22 protein-coding genes and 1 tRNA gene are annotated in these 23,126 nt (G+C 67.1%); 10 read left to right on the top strand and 13 right to left on the bottom strand.

The window, feature by feature from the left end; translation table 11 throughout:
• Positions 1 to 4: 4 nt before the first annotated feature.
• From AC1Z3O_RS01360 to AC1Z3O_RS01340, 5 genes are all read right to left on the bottom strand, one after another.
• Entirely contained in the window at positions 5 to 358 is a 354-nt protein-coding gene (locus AC1Z3O_RS01360; RefSeq protein ID WP_483512905.1) for a VOC family protein, read from the bottom strand.
• Positions 359 to 424: 66 nt separating this feature from the next.
• Entirely contained in the window at positions 425 to 1,312 is an 888-nt protein-coding gene (locus AC1Z3O_RS01355; RefSeq protein WP_483512904.1) for a helix-turn-helix domain-containing protein, read from the bottom strand.
• Entirely contained in the window at positions 1,309 to 2,211 is a 903-nt protein-coding gene (locus tag AC1Z3O_RS01350; RefSeq protein ID WP_483512903.1) for a 2OG-Fe(II) oxygenase, read from the bottom strand. The genes AC1Z3O_RS01355 and AC1Z3O_RS01350 overlap by 4 nt, the downstream gene beginning before the upstream one ends.
• Positions 2,208 to 2,891 carry a lytic transglycosylase domain-containing protein gene (locus AC1Z3O_RS01345; RefSeq protein ID WP_483517489.1) on the bottom strand — a complete coding sequence of 228 codons (684 nt, stop codon included), beginning with the start codon at positions 2,889 to 2,891 and terminating at the stop codon, positions 2,208 to 2,210. The genes AC1Z3O_RS01350 and AC1Z3O_RS01345 overlap by 4 nt, the downstream gene beginning before the upstream one ends.
• 96 nt (positions 2,892 to 2,987) lie before the next feature.
• On the bottom strand, positions 2,988 to 4,709 hold the full coding sequence (locus AC1Z3O_RS01340) for a proline--tRNA ligase (RefSeq protein ID WP_483512902.1): 1,722 nt from the start codon (positions 4,707 to 4,709) through the stop codon (positions 2,988 to 2,990).
• A gap of 182 nt (positions 4,710 to 4,891) precedes the next feature.
• Here AC1Z3O_RS01340 and AC1Z3O_RS01335 point away from each other — a divergent pair, with 182 nt between their 5' ends.
• Positions 4,892 to 5,494, top strand: coding sequence for an RNA pyrophosphohydrolase (locus AC1Z3O_RS01335; RefSeq protein ID WP_483512901.1), 603 nt, complete (start codon positions 4,892 to 4,894; stop codon positions 5,492 to 5,494).
• Complete coding sequence (locus AC1Z3O_RS01330) at positions 5,487 to 6,116, top strand: CNP1-like family protein (RefSeq protein ID WP_483512900.1); 630 nt, start codon at positions 5,487 to 5,489, stop codon at positions 6,114 to 6,116. Before AC1Z3O_RS01335 ends, AC1Z3O_RS01330 begins: the two co-directional genes overlap by 8 nt.
• 66 nt (positions 6,117 to 6,182) lie before the next feature.
• On the opposite strand, the gene proB is transcribed toward AC1Z3O_RS01330, so the two are convergent.
• The 4 genes from proB to rplU form a co-directional block, all read right to left on the bottom strand.
• Positions 6,183 to 7,301: a glutamate 5-kinase gene (gene proB, locus AC1Z3O_RS01325; protein WP_483512899.1), complete on the bottom strand. Its 1,119-nt coding sequence runs from the start codon at positions 7,299 to 7,301 to the stop codon at positions 6,183 to 6,185.
• Between the two features lie 125 nt (positions 7,302 to 7,426).
• On the bottom strand, positions 7,427 to 8,527 hold the full coding sequence (gene obgE / locus AC1Z3O_RS01320; RefSeq protein WP_483512898.1) for a GTPase ObgE: 1,101 nt from the start codon (positions 8,525 to 8,527) through the stop codon (positions 7,427 to 7,429).
• Between the two features lie 139 nt (positions 8,528 to 8,666).
• Positions 8,667 to 8,927 (bottom strand): 50S ribosomal protein L27, encoded by a 261-nt coding sequence (rpmA, locus tag AC1Z3O_RS01315; protein ID WP_483512897.1) that lies wholly within the window; start codon positions 8,925 to 8,927, stop codon positions 8,667 to 8,669.
• 60 nt (positions 8,928 to 8,987) lie between these two features.
• Entirely contained in the window at positions 8,988 to 9,299 is a 312-nt protein-coding gene (rplU, locus tag AC1Z3O_RS01310; RefSeq protein ID WP_006576525.1) for a 50S ribosomal protein L21, read from the bottom strand.
• Between the two features lie 630 nt (positions 9,300 to 9,929).
• Between rplU and ispB the strand changes: the two genes are divergently transcribed.
• From ispB to AC1Z3O_RS01270, 8 genes are all read left to right on the top strand, one after another.
• The gene (ispB, locus tag AC1Z3O_RS01305; RefSeq protein WP_483517488.1) at positions 9,930 to 10,859 is read left to right on the top strand and encodes an octaprenyl diphosphate synthase; all 930 of its coding nucleotides are present in this window, start codon (positions 9,930 to 9,932) and stop codon (positions 10,857 to 10,859) included.
• A 17-nt stretch (positions 10,860 to 10,876) separates the two neighbouring features.
• Positions 10,877 to 10,953 (top strand) — tRNA-Pro (locus tag AC1Z3O_RS01300).
• Between the two features lie 334 nt (positions 10,954 to 11,287).
• Positions 11,288 to 13,018, top strand: coding sequence for a type IV-A pilus assembly ATPase PilB (gene pilB, locus AC1Z3O_RS01295; RefSeq protein WP_483512896.1), 1,731 nt, complete (start codon positions 11,288 to 11,290; stop codon positions 13,016 to 13,018).
• A gap of 28 nt (positions 13,019 to 13,046) precedes the next feature.
• Positions 13,047 to 14,312: a type II secretion system F family protein gene (locus tag AC1Z3O_RS01290; RefSeq protein WP_483512894.1), complete on the top strand. Its 1,266-nt coding sequence runs from the start codon at positions 13,047 to 13,049 to the stop codon at positions 14,310 to 14,312.
• A gap of 3 nt (positions 14,313 to 14,315) precedes the next feature.
• A complete protein-coding gene (locus tag AC1Z3O_RS01285; RefSeq protein WP_483512893.1) occupies positions 14,316 to 15,212 on the top strand; it encodes a prepilin peptidase in 897 nt (298 codons plus the stop codon).
• A gap of 102 nt (positions 15,213 to 15,314) precedes the next feature.
• On the top strand, positions 15,315 to 15,947 hold the full coding sequence (coaE, locus tag AC1Z3O_RS01280; protein ID WP_483512892.1) for a dephospho-CoA kinase: 633 nt from the start codon (positions 15,315 to 15,317) through the stop codon (positions 15,945 to 15,947).
• A 229-nt stretch (positions 15,948 to 16,176) separates the two neighbouring features.
• The gene (zapD, locus tag AC1Z3O_RS01275) at positions 16,177 to 16,935 is read left to right on the top strand and encodes a cell division protein ZapD (protein ID WP_483512891.1); all 759 of its coding nucleotides are present in this window, start codon (positions 16,177 to 16,179) and stop codon (positions 16,933 to 16,935) included.
• A 29-nt stretch (positions 16,936 to 16,964) separates the two neighbouring features.
• Entirely contained in the window at positions 16,965 to 17,156 is a 192-nt protein-coding gene (locus AC1Z3O_RS01270; RefSeq protein WP_483512890.1) for a DNA gyrase inhibitor YacG, read from the top strand.
• 193 nt (positions 17,157 to 17,349) lie between these two features.
• On the opposite strand, the gene AC1Z3O_RS01265 is transcribed toward AC1Z3O_RS01270, so the two are convergent.
• The 4 genes from AC1Z3O_RS01265 to secA all read right to left on the bottom strand — a co-directional run bounded on the left by AC1Z3O_RS01265 (position 17,350) and on the right by secA (position 22,891).
• The gene (locus AC1Z3O_RS01265; RefSeq protein ID WP_483512889.1) at positions 17,350 to 17,778 is read right to left on the bottom strand and encodes an NUDIX domain-containing protein; all 429 of its coding nucleotides are present in this window, start codon (positions 17,776 to 17,778) and stop codon (positions 17,350 to 17,352) included.
• Positions 17,775 to 18,671 carry an ATP-binding protein gene (locus AC1Z3O_RS01260; RefSeq protein ID WP_483512888.1) on the bottom strand — a complete coding sequence of 299 codons (897 nt, stop codon included), beginning with the start codon at positions 18,669 to 18,671 and terminating at the stop codon, positions 17,775 to 17,777. Before AC1Z3O_RS01260 ends, AC1Z3O_RS01265 begins: the two co-directional genes overlap by 4 nt.
• 45 nt (positions 18,672 to 18,716) lie before the next feature.
• Positions 18,717 to 19,943 carry a bifunctional glutamate N-acetyltransferase/amino-acid acetyltransferase ArgJ gene (gene argJ / locus AC1Z3O_RS01255; RefSeq protein WP_483512887.1) on the bottom strand — a complete coding sequence of 409 codons (1,227 nt, stop codon included), beginning with the start codon at positions 19,941 to 19,943 and terminating at the stop codon, positions 18,717 to 18,719.
• 176 nt (positions 19,944 to 20,119) lie between these two features.
• Positions 20,120 to 22,891 (bottom strand): preprotein translocase subunit SecA, encoded by a 2,772-nt coding sequence (gene secA, locus AC1Z3O_RS01250; RefSeq protein WP_483512886.1) that lies wholly within the window; start codon positions 22,889 to 22,891, stop codon positions 20,120 to 20,122.
• Positions 22,892 to 23,126 lie beyond the last annotated feature (235 nt).

Here is a 23,126-nt window from a genome sequence, read left to right as displayed (position 1 = left end):
CGGCCTACGGCGCCGTCCAGACCGCGAGTTCGTAGCCGTCCGGATCGGTGAAGTGGAAACGGCGGCCGCCGGGGAAGGCGAACACCTCGCGGCTGATGCGCCCGCCTGCGGCCACGATGCGCTGCTGCGCAGCCGCCAGGTCATCGGCGTACAGGATGACCAGCGGCCCGCCCGGGCGCACCGCCTCGCCCGTGGTGAAGCCGCCGCTCAAGCGGCCGTCGCTGAACTCGCAATAGCCCGGCCCGTAGTCGGTGAACGTCCAGCCGAAGACGGTTCCGTAGAAGCGCTTGCTGCGCTCGATATCGCCGACGTTGAACTCGATATTGTCGATCTGGCAGTCCTTGCCTCGGGTACTCATAGACGTCTCCTGCGGAATGGATAGATGGACACCAAGCATGGCATGCCCGTGCGGCGCCCTGGCCGCCTAGGCCGCGGTCCGGCCCGGGCCGAGCTGGTAGGCCCGCGGCGTCATCGCCACACGCTGCTTGAAGGCGCGCTGGAAATGGCTCTGGTCCGCGAAGCCCAGCAACTGCGCGACGTCGGCCAGCGTTCCGCCCGCCCGCAGCAGCAGGCGCGCGTGGTTGATGCGCTGGTCGAGCTGGTAGGCGTGCGGCGTCATGCCGGTCTCGGCGCGGAAGGCGCGGATCAGGTGGTAGCGGCTCAGTCCGGCCTCCCGTGCCAGCTCGGCAAGCGGCAGGCGCTCGGCGTGGCGCGCCTGCAGCAGCGCCTTCAGGTGCGCGAGCCGCGCAGCGGAAAGGCGCGGGCCTTGCCCGCCCGTGCCTGCCCCGGATGGCGCGGCAGCGCCGGCCTCCTGGCGGCACGCCCCCGCGCAATGGCCGGCGAACAGGTCGCCGACCAGGCCGACCAGTGCCGCCTCCTTGGCCTCGGCATCGGCCGGCGCGAACAGTTGGTCGCGCAAGGTGCCGAGCGCCCGGTAGCTTGCCGCATCGCGCCTGACGCCGACCTCGGCCAGCCGCTCGGCCACGCCGCCGTCGGCCGCGATCTCCGCCAGCACGGCGCGCGCCCAGCGCGCGTCGAGATGCAGCATCTGGTAGCCCCAGCGGCCGTCCGGCAGCGGATTGCAGGCATGCACGCGGTCCGCCGGCACCACCACCACAGCGCCGGGCGCGAGACGCGCCGTACCGCCGGCCCACTGGAATACGCTGCCGCCGCTGTCGACCGCGCCCACCGAAAGGGTCGGATGGGTGTGCGGCAGGTAGGCGGCGCCGCTGTCGCTCGCCTGCCGGTACTCCGCGAACGGAAGCGCGGGGTCGAACCAGATGCGTGCGGCGGCGGCCCGGCTGGCAGTCATGGCGCGTTCCGGTACGGCCGCTCGCGCAGCCACTTGGTAGCGATCCACTTCTCGCCCGACGCCACCGGCAGCCCGGCATGCAAGGTGCGCTCGTCGAGCCGGCCATCGGCCATGCGGTAGGCGAAGTACACGGCGTTGCCCTTGACCGGCGCCACCTCCAGGCCCAGCCGCGGGAAGGCGGTGGCGCCGCCCGCGGGCGGGCTGTTCAGGTAGATCACCAACGTGGCGATGCGCTGGCCGCCCACGCGCAGCTGGCGTGCCTCGCCCGGCCGCGCCGGATTGAAGAAATCGAAATGCGGCTGGTACTCGCCGCCAGGCTTGTAGTTCAGGATCTGCAGGCCCTCACCGTGCTCGGCGGGCACGCCGGTCAGCGCGGCGATGCGGGCCTCGATGCGCGCGATCAGGGGATGTTCTCCCACCTGGAACATCGCGCCCATGCTGGTGCGCGCGTCGATCAGGTTTTCGTCGCCGGTATCGGGATTGACCACGGGCGAGCGCTCCAGCCGGCCGCGCGCGAGCGCCACCAGGGCATCGCACTCGCCTGTGTCGAGCAACTGCTGGTAGAGCGTGATGCGCGGCGCCTGCAGCGAGAACAGAACGGGGACGTCGCGGTCCGTGTGGTGCAGCATATTGTGCGCGGGCCGCGCAGCGGTCGCCGCCTGCGCGGCGGCGGCCTTGGCCTGCGGCGGCACTTGCGGCGCGCTCCCCTGTGCCGCGGCGAGCGCGGCCAGCACAGTGGCCCGGGCGAAGCCGGCCTCGTAGCCGGCGCGGCACATCGACTGCACCAGCGCGTCGGCACCGAAGCCCAGTGCAACGTGGCGCACCAGCCAGCGCTCCAGTTCCGGCGACGAGATCGCGTGGCCGGCACCGCCGGCCGGCTTGGCGGTCCGCGCGCTCATGACGGATTGGCCAGGCGCTGCGCGGAGAAGGGGTTGCGTGCCGGCGCCTCGCGCGGCAGCACGCGCTGGCCGCCGGCAACGGGGTCGCCGGCGACGGTGACCGACGCTTCGGAGTACTGCCAGCGCTTCCAGGCCGCCAGCACCGCATTGGGATATTCGGGCCGGCCGCGGCTGCCGTTGTAGCGGCCCAGCGCAAGGAACAGGTCGCCCTGCTCGCGGTCCAGGTAATAGCGAAGAATGCTGCAGCCGTAGCGCAGATTGCTTTGCAGGTGGAACAGCTTGCGCGCGTCGCCGTCGCCGATGCTGTGGGTCCAGAAGGGCATCACCTGCATCAGGCCGCGCGCGCCCGCGCCGCTGATCGCGTACTTGCGGAAATTGCTCTCGACCTGCATCAGGCCCAGCACCAGCGCGGGCTCCAGGCCGGCGCGCTTGGCTTCGTAGTAGGCGGTCTCGATCAGTTCGATGCGCGGCTGCGCTTCGGGGATGCGGCCTTCCAGCCGGCGCGACATCTCACCCAGCCACTTCAGGTAGGCAAGCCGCTCGCCCCCCGTGGCAAAGACCGGCCGCACCGGCCGGCCGTCGGCAATGGCTGCCGCCAGCGCGCCGCGTACCGAGTCCGCCAGGTCCTCTTCCTTCTGCGCCCCGGCCTGGGCGCTTGCGGCGGCCAGGGCCAGCAGCAGCGCGCCGCCGGCGCGGGCAAGCCGCCCACGCCCGTCACCAGGCCGGAAGCCAGCAGTACCGGCGGGGTGGCGGGCGGGCTGCACCGTCGGCGCGCGTCAGTTGGCGAGCTGGCCGCGCACGTGGCCGACCACGTCCGCCACCGCCACCGAAGTCGCCTGCGCGTCACGGCGGCCCTGGTACTCGACCTTGCCTTCCTTCAGGCCGCGGTCGCCCACCACCACGCGGTGCGGCACGCCGATCAGCTCCCAGTCGGCGAACATCACGCCGGGGCGCTCGCCGCGGTCGTCCAGGATCACGTCGACGCCGGCTGCCAGCAGCTCGGCGTGGATGCGGTCGGCCTCGGCCTTGACGGCCTCGTTGCGGTCATAGCCGACCGGGCACACCACCACCGTGAAGGGGGCGATCGCCGCTGGCCAGATGATGCCGCGCTCGTCGAAGTTCTGTTCGATGGCGGCGCCCAGGATGCGGGTGATGCCGATGCCGTAGCAGCCCATCTGCATCGGCTGGGTCTTGCCGTTCTCGTCGAGGAAGTTGGCGTTCATGTCCACCGAGTAGCGGGTGCCCAGCATGAACACGTGGCCCACCTCGATGCCGCGGCAGATGGACAGGCGGCCCTTGCCGTCGGGCGAGGCATCGCCCTCGACCACGTTGCGCAGGTCGGCCACCTGCGGCTCGGGCAAGTCGCGGCCCCAGTTGACGCCGGTGTAGTGGTAGTCGCGGTCATTGGCGCCGCAGCAGAAATCGCTCATATTGGCGACGGTGCGGTCCACCACCAGATTGACCGGCTTCTTGGTGCCCACCGGGCCCAGGTAGCCCGGCGGCGAACCGAAGGTATCGACGATCTCGTTCTCGGTGGCGAAGCGGAAGTCGGCCAGGCCGGCCACCTTCGACGCCTTGATCTCGTTCAGCTCGTGGTCGCCGCGGATCAGCAGTAGCCAGATCTGGGTGCCGGCTTCGCTGTCGGTGGCCAGCACGATCGACTTGACGGTACGCTGCAGCGGGATGCCGAGGAACTCGGCCACGTGCTCGCACTTGGCCTTTTCCGGGGTCGAGGCCTTGACCAGCGGCTCGGCCGGCGCGGCGCGGCTGTCCAGCAGGGGCAGCGCCTCGGCCGCTTCCATGTTGGCGGCGTAGTCGGAGTCCGGGCAGTAGACGATGGCGTCCTCGCCGGTGTCGGCGATAACGTGGAACTCATGCGAGCCCGAGCCGCCGATGGCGCCGTTGTCGGCCGCCACCGCGCGGAATTCCAGGCCGAAGCGCTGGAAGATGCGCACGTAGGCGTCGAACATCTTCTGGTAGGACACCTTCATGCCGTCCAGGTCACGGTCGAAGGAGTAGGCGTCCTTCATGGTGAACTCACGCCCGCGCATGATGCCGAAGCGCGGCCGGCGCTCGTCGCGGAACTTGGTCTGGATCTGATAGAAGTTGACCGGCAGTTGCTTGTAGCTGCGGATCTCGCTGCGGGCGATGTCGGTGACGACCTCCTCGGAGGTCGGCTGCACGGCGAAATCGCGCTCGTGCCGGTCCTTCAGGCGCAGCAGCTCGGGGCCCATCTTGTCCCAGCGGCCGGTTTCCTGCCACAGCTCGGCCGGCTGGATCACCGGCATCGACAGCTCGACCGCGCCGGCCCGGTTCATCTCCTCGCGCACGATGTTCTCCACCTTGCGGATCACCCGCAGGCCGATCGGCATGTAGTTGTAGATGCCCGCGCCCAGCTTCTTGATCATGCCGGCGCGCGTCATCAGCTTGTGCGACACGATTTCCGCGTCGGCGGGGGCTTCCTTGAGGGTGGAAATGAAGAATTGCGAGGCTTTCATCCGTAGCTTTCTCTTAGGGTCCGGCCATCTCCGGAGGAATCCGGGATGCCACCGCACCAAATCCTGCGCGCACGCGCCTGAAGCGGCGCTTCCGGCTGGGGAAAACCAGCACCCGCCCACTCCGGCCGTACCGCGCGCATCCTTTATAATCGACGTAATTCTAAAGGATTCGAGGTGCAGTCATGCTCGATCGTGAAGGCTTTCGCCCGAACGTCGGCATTATCCTCATCAACGCACGGAACGAGGTGTTCTGGGGCAAACGTATCGGCGAACATTCGTGGCAGTTTCCTCAAGGCGGCATCAAATACGGCGAGACGCCGGAACAGGCGATGTACCGCGAACTGCATGAAGAGGTCGGACTGCTGCCCGAACATGTCCGTATCGTCGGTCGCACGCGCGACTGGCTGCGTTATGAGGTGCCGGACAAGTTCATCCGCCGCGAGATCCGCGGCCATTACCGGGGCCAGAAGCAGATCTGGTTCCTGTTGCGCATGGCTGCGCGCGATTGCGACATCCGCCTGCGCGCCACCGACCACCCCGAGTTCGACGCTTGGCGCTGGAGCCAGTACTGGGTGCCGCTCGAGGCCGTGATCGAATTCAAGCGCGAGGTCTACCAGATGGCGCTGACCGAGTTGTCGCGCTTCCTGCAGCGCGGCCGCACGCCGCAGAGCCCCTATGGCGGACACGTCCACCATGGCCACCACGGCCGCCATGCCGCCGGCTGCAACCCAAGCCTGATCCCGCCGGCCGTGCCGGCGAATCCTGAACGGAGTACCGATGACTGATTTCGCCGGGCGCGGCCATTACCCGCGCCTGCGTGCCTTCTGCCTGCTGGCAGTGGCCGCCGCTTGCCTCGGCCTGGCTGCCTGCAGCAGCACGCCGAGCAAACCCCAGCCCGTCAAGGAAGAAGAGGAAGACCTTCCCACCAAGAAGGGCGACCTGTTCGACGACCTGTTCGGCGGCAAGCCCTTCACGGAAGTCGAAGTCTCGCTGCCGGCCCTGCCCCAGGATGCGGACCTGATCCCCTTCGAGTTCGGCCCGACCAACACGACGCTGCAGTTCGCGGTCGACGCCAAGTCGGTCCTGGTCGGCGCCGACGGCGCAGTGCGCTACACGGTGGTCATCACCAGCCCCAGCGGCGTGCGCAATGTCAGCTTCGAGGGCCTGCGCTGCGACACCTTCGAGCGCAAGCTCTACGCCACGCTGCCGCCGGGCGCCAATGCCTGGGTGCGCAACCGCAGCGATGGCCGCGAAGGCTGGCTGCGCCTCAGCCAGGGCGCCCGCAACAACTACGCGGCCGCCTTGGGGCGCGATTACCTCTGCGATGGCCGCTCAGCTTTCGGCAGTGCCAAGGACATCGTCAAGCGCTTGCGCAGCGACCAGCCGACGCGGGATACCTATCGCTAGTCCGCTGAATCGGACCAGGCACCGCCGCCTGCAATGATGCGGCCGGGTGATATCCCGGCCGCGGCATCACATCAGGACCAGGTTGTCCCGATGGATCAGCTCGTGCTCGTAGACGTGCCCGAGCACGGCCTCGATCTCCGATGAAGGCTTGCGCGCGATCAGGCGCGCCTCGGCGCTGGAGTAGTTGCTCATGCCCCGCGCCACTTCGCGGCCAGCCTGGTCGACGCAGGCGACCACCTCGCCGCGCGCGAATTCGCCCTGCACCTCCACCACCCCGATCGGCAGCAGTGACGTGCCGCTGGCGGTCAGCTTGGCCACCGCGCCGGCATCGATGACCACGCGGCCACGCATCTGCAAGTGATCCGTCATCCACTGCTTGCGTGCCGTCAGGCGGCCGGTCGGCGCCAGCAGCTGCGTGCCGATCGCCTCTCCCGCCGCCAGCCGCTCGAGGACCTTGGGCTCACGTCCGGAAGCGATCACCGTATGGGCACCGGACTTGGCTGCGCGCTTGGCGGCCAGGATCTTGGTCAGCATGCCGCCGCGGCCGATCGACGTGCCGGCGCCGCCTGCCATGGCTTCCAGCTCGGGGGTGCCGGCCAGTGCCTCGTGCACGAATTCGGCGGCCGGGTCCTTGCGCGGATCGGCGGTGTAGAGGCCGCGCTGGTCGGTCAGGATCACCAGCGCATCACCTTCGATCAGGTTGGTCACCAGCGCGCCCAGCGTATCGTTGTCGCCGAACTTGATCTCGTCGGTGACCACGGTGTCGTTCTCGTTGATGATCGGCACCACGCCCAGGGCAAGCAGCGTCAGCAAGGTCGAGCGCGCGTTCAGGTAGCGCTCGCGGTCGGCCAGGTCGGCGTGGGTCAGCAGCACCTGCGCGGTGCGGATGCCGTGGCTGCCGAATTGGCTCTCGTAGACCTGGGCCAGGCCCATCTGGCCGACGGCGGCCGCGGCCTGCAGTTCGTGGATCTCGCGCGGCCGCTTGCTCCAGCCCAAGCGCTGCATGCCCTCGGCAATGGCGCCCGAGCTGACCAGCACCACTTCCTTGCCACCCGCGCGCAGGCTGGCGATCTGCGCCGCCCAGCGGGCGATGGCCTCATGGTCCAGCCCCTTGCCGTCATTGGTCACCAGGCTGGATCCGACCTTGGCGACGATGCGCTTTGCCTGCGCGATGACCGATTGCATGGTGAACTTCCTGTCTCGAGGAGATTGGGAGAATGCTGCAGGGCGGGCGCGGGTGCGCCGCCTCTTTCTTGTGATTGTCCTGCCACCACCATCCGGCGGCGCCCGCAAGCGCCGCGCGGCCGCGCTCAGGCCGGCTCGCTGCCGTCCCGGGCGACGTTGTGCAGCCGGTCGTCCAGCCGGATGTCCGGCTCGGCCAGCGCGGCCGCTTCCTCGGCCTTGATCGCCGCCAGATGGTCCTTGATCGCGTAGATCAGCTCGCGGCAGCCCTCGCCGGTCAGCGCCGAGATGCGGAACACCGGCCCCTTCCACTTGTAGCGCTTGATGAAGTCCTTGACGCGCGTCTCGCGCTCTTCATCGGGCACCACGTCCAGCTTGTTCAGCACCAGCCAGCGCGGCTTCTCATAAAGCGTCTCGTCATACTTCTTCAGCTCGTTGACGATGGCGCGCGCCTCGGCCACGGGGTCGACCGCCTCGTCGAAGGGGGCCAGGTCGACGATATGCAGCAGCAGGCCGGTACGCTGCAGGTGGCGCAGGAACTGGTGTCCCAGGCCCGCCCCTTCGGCCGCGCCCTCGATCAGGCCGGGAATGTCGGCGACCACGAAGGATTGCTGGTGGTCGACTCGCACCACGCCCAGGTTCGGGTGCAGCGTGGTGAAGGGATAGTCCGCGACCTTGGGGCGCGCGTTGGAGACATGCGAGATGAAGGTCGACTTGCCCGCATTGGGCATGCCGAGCAGGCCCACATCGGCCAGCACCTTCAGTTCCAGCTTCAGCATGCGGCGCTCGCCCGGCTTGCCGTCCACCTGCTGGCGCGGCGCACGGTTGGTGCTCGACTTGAAGTGCAGGTTGCCCCAACCGCCCATGCCGCCTTCGGCCAGGCAAACCGTCTGGCCGTGTTCGGTCAGGTCGGCGATCAGTTCGCCGGTGTCCATGTCGGCGATCAGCGTGCCCACCGGCATGCGCAGTGTGACGTCGTCGCCCGCCGCGCCGTAGCAGTCGGCACCGCGCCCATTCTCGCCATTCCTCGCCACGTGCTTCTTGGCATAGCGGAAGTCGATCAGGGTGTTGATATTGCGGTCCGCCACGGCAAACACGCTGCCGCCACGTCCGCCGTCGCCGCCATCCGGACCGCCGAAGGGCACAAACTTCTCACGCCGGAACGAGGCGCTGCCATTGCCGCCGTTGCCGGCGATGGCTTCGATTCGGGCTTCGTCGATGAACTTCATGTTGGGTTTCCGTGGCTGGTGCGGGCCGCTGCGCCTGCAGATGTCGGGCGGCCGCGGCGGATGGCGAGCATCGATATTGTCGCCAGAAAAGAAAAAGCCCCGCAAGCGTTGCGGGGCCTTCGTGCTGCAAAGGCGGAGATCAGGCTGCCGGGACGACGCTGACCTGCTGCTTCTTCGCAGCGCCCTTGACGGCGAACTGCACGTGGCCGTCCACCAGGGCGAAGAGGGTGTGGTCCTTGCCCACACCGACGTTCTCGCCGGCATGCACGCGGGTGCCACGCTGGCGGATGATGATGCCGCCGGCATTGATGGCCTGGCCGCCAAACACCTTCACGCCGAGGCGCTTCGATTCGGAATCGCGGCCGTTCCGGGTGGAACCGCCGCCTTTTTTCTGTGCCATGACTTAACTCCTGTCGCTTTACCTGGTTACGCTCGATTTCGATGCAGACTGAGCAGAGGCTCAGGCAACGATGGCTTCGATGCGCAGCTCGGTGTAATTCTGACGATGGCCTTGACGCTTCTGGTAGTGCTTGCGACGGCGCATCTTGAAGATCTTCACCTTGTCGTGACGACCCTGGGAGATAACGGTAGCCTTGACGGAAGCCCCGCTAACCAGCGGCGTACCAAACTTGATCTGGTCGCCTGCGCCCACTGCGAGCACCTGGTCGAGCGTGATTTCAGCGCCAATGTCAGCCGGTATCTGTTCTACTTTCAGTTTTTCGCCAGCAGCAACCTTGTATTGCTTGCCGCCGGTTTTTACGACCGCGTACATTGTCGAACCTCTCGATGTGTATGAAACGCCGAATGCCAGCACCGGCACCGCCACGCAGCTTCGTCGTGGACGAAGCCGGAACCGGCGGCCATCAGGCTGGCCCGGTTATCTCCCGCCGGTGCACGAACGGGGCAAGCTGCGCCCCACATACCGCGCCAACCGGGCCGCTGCATACCCCCGCTGGTGAACCGCTAGTGAACACTGGGAAGCGCATGGCCGGCACGCTGCACGAAAGCTACCGGAGAGAACTGCGCATTCTATACGAAACCAGAGAAAAGCGCAAAGAAAACAGGCACATAGCCAAGGCGGCGTCGCCCGGCGCACTTTGTGCCTTGCGAGCCCTGCACTGCCGGGCTCAGATCGGGCCGGCCAGCAGGAATCCCGCCAGGGCGTGAAGGCCAGCCACCAGGCTGCGCGGCGGGTACGACGGCAGGATTTGCCGGACTTGCCCAGGCCGTGATCTTAGCAGCCCCGCCTCCTCCGTCTCCGGGACGCCACCCGCGCCCGAAAGCCCCCTGGAGGACGGACATACATACACGTCCATCGCATATAATCGTCCGGTTTTGCGCAACGGTGATCATCTTGTCCCAGTCTTCCGCCACTGCCCTGCTCGCCCCGGTCGCTGCTGACATGCGCGCCGTCGACGCAGTCATCCGCCGCAGCCTCGCCTCCGAGGTGCCGCTGATCGAACAGATCGGCGAATACATCATCGGCGCCGGCGGCAAGCGCCTGCGCCCAGTGATCCTGCTGCTGGTGGCGCGCGCGCTGGGCTACGATGGCAACCGCCACCACGACCTCGCCGCCGTGGTCGAGTTCATCCACACCGCCACGCTGCTGCATGACGACGTCGTGGACGAGTCCGAGCTGCGCCGCGGTCGCGAGACCGCCAACGCGGCCTTCGGCAACGCGGCCAGCGTGCTGGTGGGCGACTTCCTCTACTCGCGCGCCTTCCAGATGATGGTGGAAGCCGGCAGCATGCGCATCATGGAGATCCTCTCCAACGCCACCAATGTGATCGCCGAAGGCGAGGTGCTGCAACTGCTGAACATGCACGACCCGGACGTCACCGTGGAGCGCTACCTCAAGGTGATCCGCTACAAGACCGCCAAGCTGTTCGAGGCCTCGGCCCAGATCGGCGCGGTGCTGGCCGGCGCCGACGCCGCCCTGGAAGAAGCCGCCGCCGAGTACGGCCGCCGCATCGGCACCGCCTTCCAGCTGATCGACGACATGCTCGACTACACGGCCAGCGCCGAACAGATGGGCAAGAACGCCGGCGACGACCTGCGCGAAGGCAAGCCCACGCTGCCGCTGCTGCACCTGATCGAGCACGGCACCGCCGAGCAGCGCGCACTGGCGCGCGAAGCCATCGTGCAAGGCGGCACCGAGCATTTCGACGCCGTCTTCGCCGCGATCCACGCCAGCGGCGCGCTGGAGGTCACCTTCCAGGCCGCGCAGCGCGAGGCAGAAGCAGCGGAAAAAGCCGCAATGCAATTTCCCTCTTCACAACTGAAAGAAACGCTGATACACTTGTGTGCTTTCTCGCTGCAACGACAGTCGTAGCGCAGAAAAACAAAAAACGGGGTGTAGCTTAGCCTGGTAGAGCGCTACGTTCGGGACGTAGAGGCCGGAGGTTCGAATCCTCTCACCCCGACCAGTTTCCTGGTCATTGAGACCACAAGAAGGCCGCACGAAAGTGCGGCCTTTTTTGTTTCTGTCTTTGCCTCCGGTCGTTGTCCCAGACAGAAGCAAATCACGCCCTGCCGTCATGCAGCCCGGCCTGATACGCGGCGGCGACATCGCCATGCCGCCCGCGCCGGCCCGCAGGCATCGGCGCCCTCCCCCACCCCAAAGCGGGGTTGCTTCGCTGTCGCACAAATGCCAACGCGCGCCCGCGCACGCCTTTACAAAAAGTGACCCCGGCTGCAAACTGCCGCGGTCCAGGGCGTGCGCCCTGCCTCGCTGCCCTCGCGGGCCGTCCTGCTTTTGCCATGACACTAGGTCTCGCTCTCGCGCAGAGCCGCCGCATCGCCCCGGCCCTTCTTGCCCAGCTCGAACAGGCGGCTCGGGAGAAGAAGTCCCAGCTGATCGACGAGATCGTGGCCAGCGGCACCATGAGCGCGCGCGACCTGGCCACCTTCGCCGCTGACAAATACCAGCTGCCGCTGCTCGACCTGAGCCAGTTCAACTTCGCCACGGTACCGCCCGCACTGGCCGGCAACCGCGAGTTCCATGCCCACCGGCTGCTGCCTCTGGGGCGGCGGGACAATCGGCTGATCGTGGCCCTGTCTGACCCGTCCAACCAGGCGGGCGTCGACGCCATCAAGCAGAAGCTGAACCTGCCGGTAGACACCGTCGTGGTCGAGCACGACAAGCTGATGAAGTATGTGCGTTCGGCCGGCGCGGAAGCCGGCACGCTGCGCACGGCCGGACCAGTGGCGAGCGAGCGCAAGTTGATCGAGTACGATCCGGTTGCCTCGGCCGCCTCCCAGCGCAACAAGGCGCCCAACGACATTGACGACGCGCCGGTCGTGCGCTTCCTGCAGAAGCTGCTGACCGAGGCCTTCCATCGTGGCGCCTCTGACCTGCACTTCGAACCCTTCGAGACCTTCTATCGCGTGCGCTTCCGCGTCGACGGCGTGCTGCAGGAGGTAGCCCGCCCACCGCTCGACATCCGCGACAAGATCGCCACGCGCATCAAGGTGCTGTCCCGCCTGGACATCTCAGAGAAGCGCGTGCCGCAGGACGGGCGCATGAAGCTGCTGATCCCGCTGCCCAAGGACAAGGACGCGAAGGACAACAAGGAGACGGTGGAAAAGGCGATCGACTTCCGCGTCTCCACACTGCCCACGCTGTTCGGCGAGAAGATCGTGATGCGGATTCTCGAGTCCTCGTCCGACAAGCTCGACATCGATCAGCTCGGCTATGAGCCCGAGCAGAAGGCGCTGCTGCTCGACACCATCAAGCGCCCCTACGGCATGATCCTGGTGACCGGCCCGACCGGCAGCGGCAAGACGGTGTCGCTCTATACCTTCCTGAACCTGCTCAACCAGGGCGACATCAATATCTCGACCGCCGAGGACCCGGCGGAAATCCAGCTGCCCGGCATCAACCAGGTCAATGTCAACGAGAAGGCGGGCCTCACCTTCGCGGCCGCGCTGCGCTCCTTCCTGCGCCAGGATCCGGACATCATCATGGTGGGCGAGATCCGCGACCTGGAAACCGCCGACATCTCGATCAAGGCCGCGCAGACCGGCCACCTGGTGCTGTCCACCCTGCACACCAACGACGCGCCGACCACGCTGACGCGGCTGATGAACATGGGCGTAGCGCCCTTCAATATCGCCTCCAGCGTGCTGCTGATCACGGCCCAGCGGCTGGCGCGCCGGCTCTGCACCTGCAAGCGTTCCGGGGCGCTGGCGCGCGACGTGCTGCTCGACGCGGGCTTCCAGGAAAGCGCGCTGGATGGCAGCTGGCAGCCCTACCATCCGGTCGGCTGCGAGCGCTGCAACCACAGCGGCTACAAGGGCCGCTGCGGCATCTACCAGGTGATGCCCATTACCGAGGCGATGCAGCAGATCATCCTGTCGCATGGCACAGCTTTGCAGATCGCCGAACAGGCGCGTCACGACGGCGTGCTATCGTTGCGGGAAGCCGGCCTGCTCAAGGTGAAGCAAGGCGTCACCTCGCTGGAAGAAGTGCTGGCAACAACGAATATGTAAAACAAGAACACTTTGTCGGGGGTCAATCATGGCAACGCGTGCACCAGCCGCGGCGGCCCGGACGGCGGCGCCGTCGCGAGGCAAGGCCAGCCGCAAGGCGCCAACGCAGTACATCTTCGAGTGGGAAGGCAAGGACCGCAAGGGCAAGACCTTCACCGGCGAGCTGCGTGCCGAGAACCAGGCCGAGGTCAACGCCACGCTGCGCAAGCAGGGCCTGACCGTGGTCAAGATGAAGCGGCGCAAGGCAGCGCGCGGCCGCAAGATCACGCAAAAGGACATCGCCTACTTCACGCGCCAGCTGTCCACCATGCTCAAGGCCGGCGTGCCGCTGCTGCAGTCGATTGACATCATCGCGCGCGGCCATGCCAACCCGAACTTCACGCAGCTGCTGTCGCAGATCCGCTTCGACATCGAGGCGGGCAGCAGCATGGCGCAGGCCTTCCGCCGCCACCCCACGTACTTCGACACGCTCTATTGCAACCTGATCGACGCGGGCGAGCAGGGCGGCATCCTGGATGCGCTGCTCGAGCGGCTGTCGCTGTACATGGAAAAGACGATCGCGCTGAAGAGCCAGATCAAGTCCGCCATGATCTACCCGATCGCGGTGCTGACGGTGGCCTTTGCCGTGACGGTGATCCTGATGCTGTTCGTGATCCCGGCCTTCAAGGGCGTGTTCGCCAGCTTCGGCGCCAACCTGCCGGCGCCCACGCTGGTCGTGATCAACATCTCGGACTTTTTCGTCGCCTACTGGTACATCATGATCGGCGTGCCGGTCGCGGGCATCGCGCTCTATCTGCGCGCCCTGCGCAAGTCGGAAAAGGTGCAGCGCGGCACCGACCGGGCGCTGCTGAAGCTGCCGATCTTCGGCAGCCTGTTCCGCAAGGCCGTGATCGCACGCTGGACGCGCACCCTGGCCACCATGTTCGCTGCCGGCACGCCGCTGGTGGAGTCGATGGAATCGGTGGCGGGCGCGGCCGGCAACTGGGTCTACCATGACGCCACGCGCGAGATCGAGCAGGCGGTGCGCATCGGCACCAGCCTGACCAACGCGATGCAGGCCACCCATGTGTTCGACAACATGGTGCTGCAGATGACCCAGATCGGCGAAGAGTCGGGCGCGCTCGACAATATGCTGCTGAAGGTGGCGGAATTCTACGAGCGGGAGGTCGACGATGCCGTGGCGGCCATCTCCAGCCTGATCGAGCCGCTGATCATCGTGGTGCTGGGTGTCCTGATCGGCGGCATGGTGATCGCCATGTACCTGCCGATCTTCAAACTGGGACAGGTGGTCTGAGGCATGTGGTCTGCATTCCTGCCGCACAGCGGCTTTACGGTGGCGGTGCTGGCGCCGCTGCCATCCTGGTTCCTGCTGTTGGTGGCCGGCCTGCTCGGCCTGGCGGTCGGCAGCTTTCTCAACGTGGTGATCCACCGCCTGCCGCGCATGATGGAGCACGACGAGGCCAACTACATCGCCTCGCTGCGCGACGAACCGCTGCCCCATCCCGCGCGCTACAACCTGGCGGTGCCGCGTTCGGCCTGCCCGCATTGCGGCCACACACTGGCAGCCTGGGAGAACATCCCGGTCCTCAGCTACCTGCTGCTGCGCGGGCGCTGCTCGGCCTGCCATGCGCCGATCGGGATGCGCTACCCGCTGGTGGAGCTGGCCAGCGCCGTGCTGTGCGTGCTGACGGCCTGGCACTTCGGTCCGACCTGGCAGGCCCTGGCGGCGCTGGTGCTGGTGTGGGCGCTGCTGGCGCTGACCATGATCGATGCCGACACCCAGCTGCTGCCCGATCAGATCACCCAGCCGCTGCTCTGGCTGGGCCTGCTGCTGAACCTCGCCGGCGTGTTCGTGCCGCTGGCCGACGCCGTGATCGGTGCCATGGCCGGCTACCTGCTGCTTTGGAGCGTCTACTGGGCCTTCAAGCTGCTGCGCGGCAAGGAGGGCATGGGCTACGGCGACTTCAAGCTGATGGCCGCGCTGGGCGCCTGGTTCGGCTGGCAGGCACTGCCTGCGCTGGTGCTGCTGTCCTCCGTGGTGGGCCTGCTGTTCGGCCTGGCGCGCATCGCATTGCGCCGGCAGCAGCGCGACACGCCCTTCCCCTTCGGCCCGTTCATCGCGGGCGCCGGACTGCTGGTCCTGTTCTTCGGCGCCGGCGCGCTACCGCTCGTGCTGGGCATGCCGGGCGCATAGCCTGATGGCCGGTAAGTCCGCCTGGCGCCTCCGATCCGCGCCAACGATGCAGACACTAGGCTAGACTCGCGTCAACGAGGCAATCTACACGGTACTCCCCCCATGCTTGAAATCGGACTGACCGGCGGCATCGGCTCCGGCAAGACCCGCGTGGCCGATCTGTTCGCCGCGCACGGCGCCGCGGTGATCGACACGGACCAGCTCGCCCATGAGATCACCGCGCCCGGCGGGCTGGCCATCCCCGCGCTGGCCGAAGCCTTCGGCCCGCAATGCCTGCGTCCGGACGGCGCCATGGACCGCGATGCGATGCGAACCCTGGTCTTTGCCGACCCGGCGGCCAAGGCGCGCCTCGAAGGCATCACTCACCCGCTCATCCGCCAGTTGACCGAAAGCCGCGCCGCCGCCGTGCGGGCGGGCGGCGCACATCCCTACCTGATCTATGTGGTGCCGCTGCTGGTGGAATCGGGGAGCTGGCGCCAGCGCGTCGGAAGAGTGCTGGTGGTCGATTGCAGCGAGGCGACGCAGATCGCGCGCGTGATGGCGCGCAACGGCTTCAGCCAGGCCCAGGTGGAGGCCATCATGGCCCGCCAGGCCACGCGCCAGCAGCGGCTGGCCCACGCGGACGACGTGATCGACAACGAGGGGCCGCCCGAGGCGCTCGAGCCGCAGGTGGCGCGGCTGGATCGCATCTACCGCTCGCCTGCGGCGGCAGCGCGCCCACATCCGGCCGCATGACAGGCCGCAGACAGGCCGTATCAAACGAGCATGGTGCATCACGCACCTTACGTTGTCGCGCGGCGCGGACTCGCATAGAATGCGCTGATCATGGCGGGCAAGATTCCGCCCGCCGCCAGTACCCGATAACCCGAAGTCCGGTGCCGGGAACATTCCCGCGCCGAATGGTTTCCAAGTGGGAGCCGCGCCGCAGCTGGCGCGCCGACCCACACGCTGCACGGACATTCTCTTGATTCTGTACGAATATCCTTTCAACGAACGCATCAGGACTCTCCTGCGCCTGGAGGACCTGTTCGATCGCCTGGATTTCTTCCTCGGCCAGGATCATGCGCTGCAGCACCACGTTGCGCTGACGACGCTGTTCGAGATCATCGACGTGGCCGGCCGGGCCGACCTCAAGACCGACCTGATCAAGGAGCTGGAACGCCAGCGCCAGGCGCTGTCGGTACTGCGCGCCAACCCGCAGATCGACCAGAAGGCGCTGGATGCGGTGATCGGAGAGATCGAACAGGCCATCGCGCTGCTCAACCAGACCGTGGGCAAGGCCGGCCAGCTGCTGGTCGACAATGAATGGCTGACCAGCATCCGCAGCCGCGCCATCATCCCGGGCGGCACCTGCGAGTTCGACCTGCCCGCCTACTATGCATGGCAGCACCGTCCCGCCGAAGAGCGCCGCATCGATATCGTCAAATGGGCCCGCCCGCTGCTGCCGCTGCGCCAAGGCACGTCCACGGTCCTGCGCCTGCTGCGGGAGTCCAGCCAGAGCGGCAAGGTCATCGCCACTGGCGGCAGCTACCAGCAGATGCTGTCAGGGCGCAGCTACCAGCTGATGCAGGTGCTGCTCGATGACTCGCTGCTGGCCTTCATTCCCGAGATGAGCGCCAACAAGTACATGCTGTGGGTGCGTTTCACGCAACAGGATGGGGACCTGCGACCGAAATCGGTCGATGCGGACATCCCCTTCCTGCTCAAGCTCTGCAATTTCTGAAGTTCATCGCTGAAGTTCATCGCAATACCATGCCGACCGTCGTCAAATGCCCCACTTGCGGCAAGGATGTGGCCTGGGTGACGGAGAATCGTTTCCGCCCCTTCTGCTCCGAACGCTGCAAGCAGATCGACCTGGGCGCCTGGGCCGCCGAGAAGTATGTGATCGGCGGCAAGCCCGAAGAGACACCGTCGCCGGACCTGCCCGACGACGAAGACCATTAGTCCACTGAATCACTGAAATCGGTCGGTGCCTGCCACGCCATGCGGGCTCATCGCGTCGTTGCAAATGCTCGCAATAGCCGTGCTATTGCTGCGCTTTGCGCCTAGCGCTGATTCCCGCATGGCATGGCCTTCACCTCCCATTTCAATGATTCAGCGGACTAGGCGGGATGGGCCGCGCCGGCGTCGTGCCGGCTCAGGCGGCCTCCGCCGCCAGCCACTCCACCACCGGGATCGTCGCCGGCAGCAGCGGCCCGACCGAGACCGGCGCGTGCTGCCAGGAGAATGCCTGGCCTTCGCGGCCGTGGGGCTCGCCAAGCCAGCCGACCACCTTGCAGAAATGCAGCCGCACATAGGCGTGCGGATAGTCGTGCTCCAGCACCTTCCAGCGTTCGCTGCGCGTCACGTCCAGCCCGAGTTCCTCGTGCAGCTCGCGCGCCAGCGCTGACTCGACCGACTCGCCCGGCTCCAGCTTGCCGCCGGGGAACTCCCAGTAGCCCTCGTAGGGCTTGCCCGCCGGGCGCTGCGCCAGCAGGAAACTGCCGTCCGGGCGCACCAGCACGCCCACCGCCACCTCGGTGACCTTGCGCACGCCGTCCGGCGCGATGTCAGCCGCACGGCTCATGACTGCTCCGTTGCGGTCACGGCACGCCGGCCGTGCTTGCCGCCCCAGTCGCGCGCGAACTGCCAGGCCACGCGGCCGGAACGCGAGCCGCGCTCCAGCGCCCATACCAGCGCGTCGCCGCGCGCCGCGGCGATGTCGTCATCGCTGCAGCCGAAGTGCTTGAGCCAGTGGCCGACGATGGTCAGGTACTCGTCCTGCTTGGGCGGATAGAAGGACAGCCAGAGCCCGAAGCGCTCCGACAGCGAGATCTTCTCCTCGACCACTTCGCCGGGATGGATCTCGCCGTCGTCGGTGTGCCGGTAGCTCTCGTTGTCCCGCATGTACTCCGGCAACAGGTGGCGGCGGTTTGAGGTCGCGTAGATCAGCACATTGTCCGATTGCGCCGCGACGGAGCCATCCAGTGCGGATTTCAGCGATTTGTAGCCCGACTCCCCTTCTTCGAAGGAGAGATCGTCGCAGAAGATCGCGAAGCGCTCGGGCCGCCCGGCGAGCAGCTCGACGATGTCGCCCAGGTCGCCCAGGTCGTCCTTGTCCACCTCGACCAGGCGCAGCCCTTCCTTGACGAAGGCATTGAGGCAGGCCTTGATCAACGAGGACTTGCCGGTGCCGCGCGCGCCGGTCAGCAGCACGTTATTGGCCGGCAGCCGGGCCACGAACTGGCGCGTATTGGCCACGATCGCGTCCTTCTGGCGCTCGATGTTCTTCAGGTCGTCCAGGTGGATCGGCGGAAGCTGGCGGATCGCCTGCAGATAGCCGATGTTGCCGAACAGGCTCTGCCGCTTGCGCCAACGGAAGGCCACTGCCTCGTTCCAGTCCGCCTCGCTTAGCTGCGGGGGCAGCCATTGTTCGAGTCGGGCAAGGAAGTTGTCGAGGCGGGCGGCGAGGTCAGACATGGCTGCGTGGTTTCCGTTGGCGGTTGGGGCGGCGGCTCAGGAGCCTCAGGAGCGGTAGTCGGCGTTGATCGAGACGTAGTCGTGCGACAGGTCGCAGGTCCAGACGGTGGCGGTGGCGTCGCCGCGGCCCAGCGCGATGCGCACGGTGATCTCGGCCTGCTGCATCACGCGCTGGCCGTCTTCCTCGCGGTACTCCGGATTGCGGCCGCCGTCGCGCGCGACCCAGACGTCGTCCAGCCACAGGTTGACGCGGTCGACGTCGAGATCGTCCACGCCGGCGTAGCCGACCGCTGCCAGGATCCGGCCCAGGTTGGGGTCCGAGGCATAGAAGGCGGTCTTGACCAGCGGCGAGTGCGCGACCGCATAGGCGATCTGGCGGCATTCGGCCACATTGGCGCCGCCTTCAACGCGGATCGTCATCAGCTTGGTGGCGCCTTCGCCATCGCGCACGATCATCTGCGCCAGTTCCTGCGCCAGCGACGTGACCGCCTCGCGCAGTGCCTCGAAGGCCGCGCCCTCGGCACGGTCGATGGCGACGCCGGCACGGCCGGTGGCGACCAGCACGAAGGAGTCGTTGGTCGAGGTGTCGCCGTCGATGGTGATGCTGTTGAAGGAGTGGTCGGCGGCGTGCGAGACCAGCGCCTGCAGCACGGGCTGCGCCACGGCGGCGTCGGTGGCGATAAAGCCCAGCATGGTGGCCATGTTCGGGCGGATCATGCCCGCGCCCTTGCTGATGCCGGACAGCGTCACGGTCTTGCCGTCGATCTGCACCGTGCGCGAAGCCGCCTTGGGCTGCGTGTCGGTGGTCATGATCGATTCAGCGGCGGCCAGCCAGTTGTCGGGACGCGCATTGGCGATGGCGGCAGGCAGCGCGGCGACCAGGCGGTCGACCGGCAGCGGCTCCAGGATCACGCCGGTCGAGAACGGCAGCACCTGCTCGGGCGCGATGCCGAGTTCCTTGGCCAGCGCGGCGCAGGTGGCGCGCGCATTGGCCAGGCCCGGCTCGCCGGTGCCGGCATTGGCATTGCCGGTGTTGACCACGATCGCGCGGATGCCCTGGCCCGCGGCCAGGTGTTCGCGGCAGACCTGGACCGGCGCCGCGCAGAAGCGGTTGCGGGTGAACACGCCGGCGACCGTGCTGCCTTCGGCCACACGCGCGACCAGCACGTCCTTGCGGTTGGCCTTGCGGATGCCCGCCTCGGCCCAGCCCAGATCGAAGCCAGCGACGGGTTTCAGGTTTTCCGCAAGGGGCAGCGGCAGGTTGACGGCCATGATGTTTCCTCTGTTTGCTCTGTTTGCTCTAAAGCTCGATGTTTCGGATTGGGCAGCCCGCTGGCGCGCCGCGCCTCAGCCGGCCTAGGAGCGGTCCGCGGCGGCCGCGGCGGCCTGGTCCGCCTGACGAATATGCCCGCTTGCGCGGGCATATTCGTCTTATTGTGCACGCGGCTTCAGCTCAGCTTGCCGTGGCACTGCTTGTACTTCTTGCCCGAGCCACACGGGCAGGGGTCGTTCCGGCCCACCTTGGCCATGCCCGCGGCAGCCGCGGCGCCGGCGGCAATCGCCGTGCGTGCCGGCTGCGCCTCCTCCATCGGCTCGCCGCCCTCGTCCAGCTCGTCGTGTTTGTACTGCACGTTCTCCAGGTGCGACAGGCCTTCCTCGATCTGCTCGGATGCCTGTTCCAGTTCTTCCGGCGACTGGATCTGCACGTTGAAGATCACGCGCGTGACCTCGTTCTTGATCACGTCCAGCAGGCGCGCGAACAGCTCGAACGATTCACGCTTGTATTCCTGCTTGGGATCCTTCTGCGCATAGCCGCGCAGGTGGATGCCCTGGCGCAGGTGGTCAAGCGCGGCCAGGTGCTCGCGCCAGTGCGTGTCGATGCTCTGCAGCATGACCGAGCGCTCGAAGCCCGAGAAGGACTCGCGCCCGACCAGGGCGACCTTGCCGTCATAGTGCTCGTTGGCGGCGCCCATGATCATGGTCAGCAGCTGCTCGTCCTCGATGCTCTGCGCCGCCTCGATGGTCGAAGCCAGCGGTACCTGCAGGCCCCATTCGTCGCGCAGCTTGGCTTCCAGGCCGCGGACGTCCCACTGCTCTTCCATGGTGTCGGCCGGCACGTGCTCGCGGAACAGTTCCTCGATCACGCTCTCACGCAGGTTCTTCACCAACTCGCCGACCTCATTGGCCTCGAGCACTTCATTGCGCAGCTTGTAGATTTCCCTGCGCTGGTCGTTGGCGACGTCGTCGTACTGCAGCAGCTGCTTGCGGATGTCGAAGTTGCGGCCTTCCACCTTGCGCTGCGCCGACTCGATCGAGCGGGTCACGATGCCGGCCTCGATCGGCTCGCCCTCGGGCATCTTCAGGCGCTCCATGATGGCGCGCACGCGGTCGCCGGCGAAGATGCGCAGCAGCTGGTCATCCAGCGACAGGTAGAAGCGCGAGGAGCCCGGGTCACCCTGGCGGCCGGCACGGCCGCGCAGCTGGTTGTCGATGCGGCGCGACTCATGGCGCTCGGTGCCCACGATGTGCAGGCCGCCGGAAGCCTTGACCTGCTCGTGCAGCGACGTCCATTCGTCCTTCAGCGTGGTGATGCGCGCCGACTTCTCGGCATCGGACAGGCTCTCGTCGGCCTCGATGAAGCCGGCCTGCTTCTCCACGTTGCCGCCCAGCACGATGTCGGTGCCGCGGCCCGCCATATTGGTGGCGATGGTGATCATCTTGGGCCGGCCGGCCTGCGCGACGATCTCGGCCTCGCGCGCGTGCTGCTTGGCGTTGAGCACCTGGTGCGGCAGCTTTTCCTTGTTCAGCAGGTCGGACAGGTATTCCGAGGTCTCGATCGAGGTGGTGCCCACCAGCACCGGCTGGCCGCGCTCGTAGCACTCGCGGATATCGCGCACCACGGAGTCGTAGCGCTCCTTGGACGTCTTGTAGATCTGGTCCTGCAGGTCCTTGCGCTGGGCCTGGCGGTTGGTCGGGATCACCACCACTTCCAGGCCGTAGATCTCCTGGAATTCATAGGCTTCCGTGTCGGCCGTGCCGGTCATGCCGGCCAGCTTCTCGTACATGCGGAAGTAGTTCTGGAAGGTGATGGTGGCCAGCGTCTGGTTTTCCTGCTGGACGGTCACGCCTTCCTTGGCCTCGACCGCCTGGTGCAGGCCGTCGGACCAGCGGCGGCCCGTCATCAGGCGGCCGGTGAATTCGTCGACGATGATGACCTCGTCGTTCTGCACCACGTAGTGCTGGTCGCGGTGGAACAGGCTGTAGGCGCGCAGGGCGGCGTACAGGTGGTGCATCAGCGTGATGTTCTGCGGCGCGTAGAGCGACTCGCCCTCGCCGATCAGGCCCATCTCGGACAGGATGACCTCGGCCTTCTCGTGGCCGGACTCGGTCAGGTAGACCTGGTGGCCCTTCTCGTCGACGTAGTAGTCGCCGGGCTTCTCCACGCCGGTGCCGTCGGCCTTCTCCTCGCCGATCTGGCGCTCCAGCAGCTTGGGAATGCCGTTCATGCGCTGGTACAGGTCGGTCTGGTTCTCCGCCTGGCCCGAGATGATCAGCGGCGTGCGCGCCTCATCGACCAGGATCGAGTCCACTTCGTCGACGATGGCGTAGTGCAGCGGGCGCTGCACGCGCTGCGACGGATCGTAGACCATGTTGTCGCGCAGGTAGTCGAAGCCGAACTCGTTGTTCGTGCCGTAGGTGATGTCGGAGTTGTACGCAGCCTGCTTCTGGTCGTGCGCCATCTGCGACAGGTTCACGCCCACCGACAGGCCCAGGAAGTTGTACAGGCGCCCCATCCACTCCGCATCGCGCTGGGCCAGGTAGTCGTTGACCGTGACCACGTGCACGCCCTTGCCGGTGATGGCGTTCAGGTAGACCGCCAAGGTGGCGGTCAGCGTCTTGCCCTCGCCGGTGCGCATTTCGGCGATCTTGTTGTCGTTGAGCACCATGCCGCCGATCAGCTGCACGTCGAAGTGGCGCATCTTCATCACGCGCTTGCTGGCCTCGCGGCACACCGCGAAGGCTTCGGGCAGCATGGACTCCAACGACTCGCCGGCCGCGTGGCGCTGGCGGAAAGTCTCGGTCATGCCCCGCAACTCATCGTCCGACAGCTTCTCGAACTGTGGCTCCAGCGCATTGATCTGCGCAACGGTCCGCCGATATTGTTTGATCAGCCGCTCATTGCGGCTGCCGAAGACTTTCTTCAGAAGGCCCGTGATCATCGATTGCTTTCACCTGCGCGAGACCGGCCTGGCCGCCAGCAGAGCGGGCTGGTCCGGGAGCGGGCGCGCGGATATGGAGAGTTGGCGCAAAACGCCGAGTTTATCATGCGCGCGAGGCAATTCCTGGGCGCCTGGAGGCCCGCGCGCCCCGGCCGCCAGGCGAGGCGCCACCTGGGCCGCGCCCCACCCGGAGCCCGGTCCACGGCGCCCGCCGCTCAAACTGAGATCGGGGCGC

It is taken from the genome of Cupriavidus sp. 09_S30 (assembly GCF_056930435.1).
The sequence above is the reverse complement of the archived record's forward strand: the minus strand, read 5'-3'. Positions and strand labels throughout refer to the sequence as shown.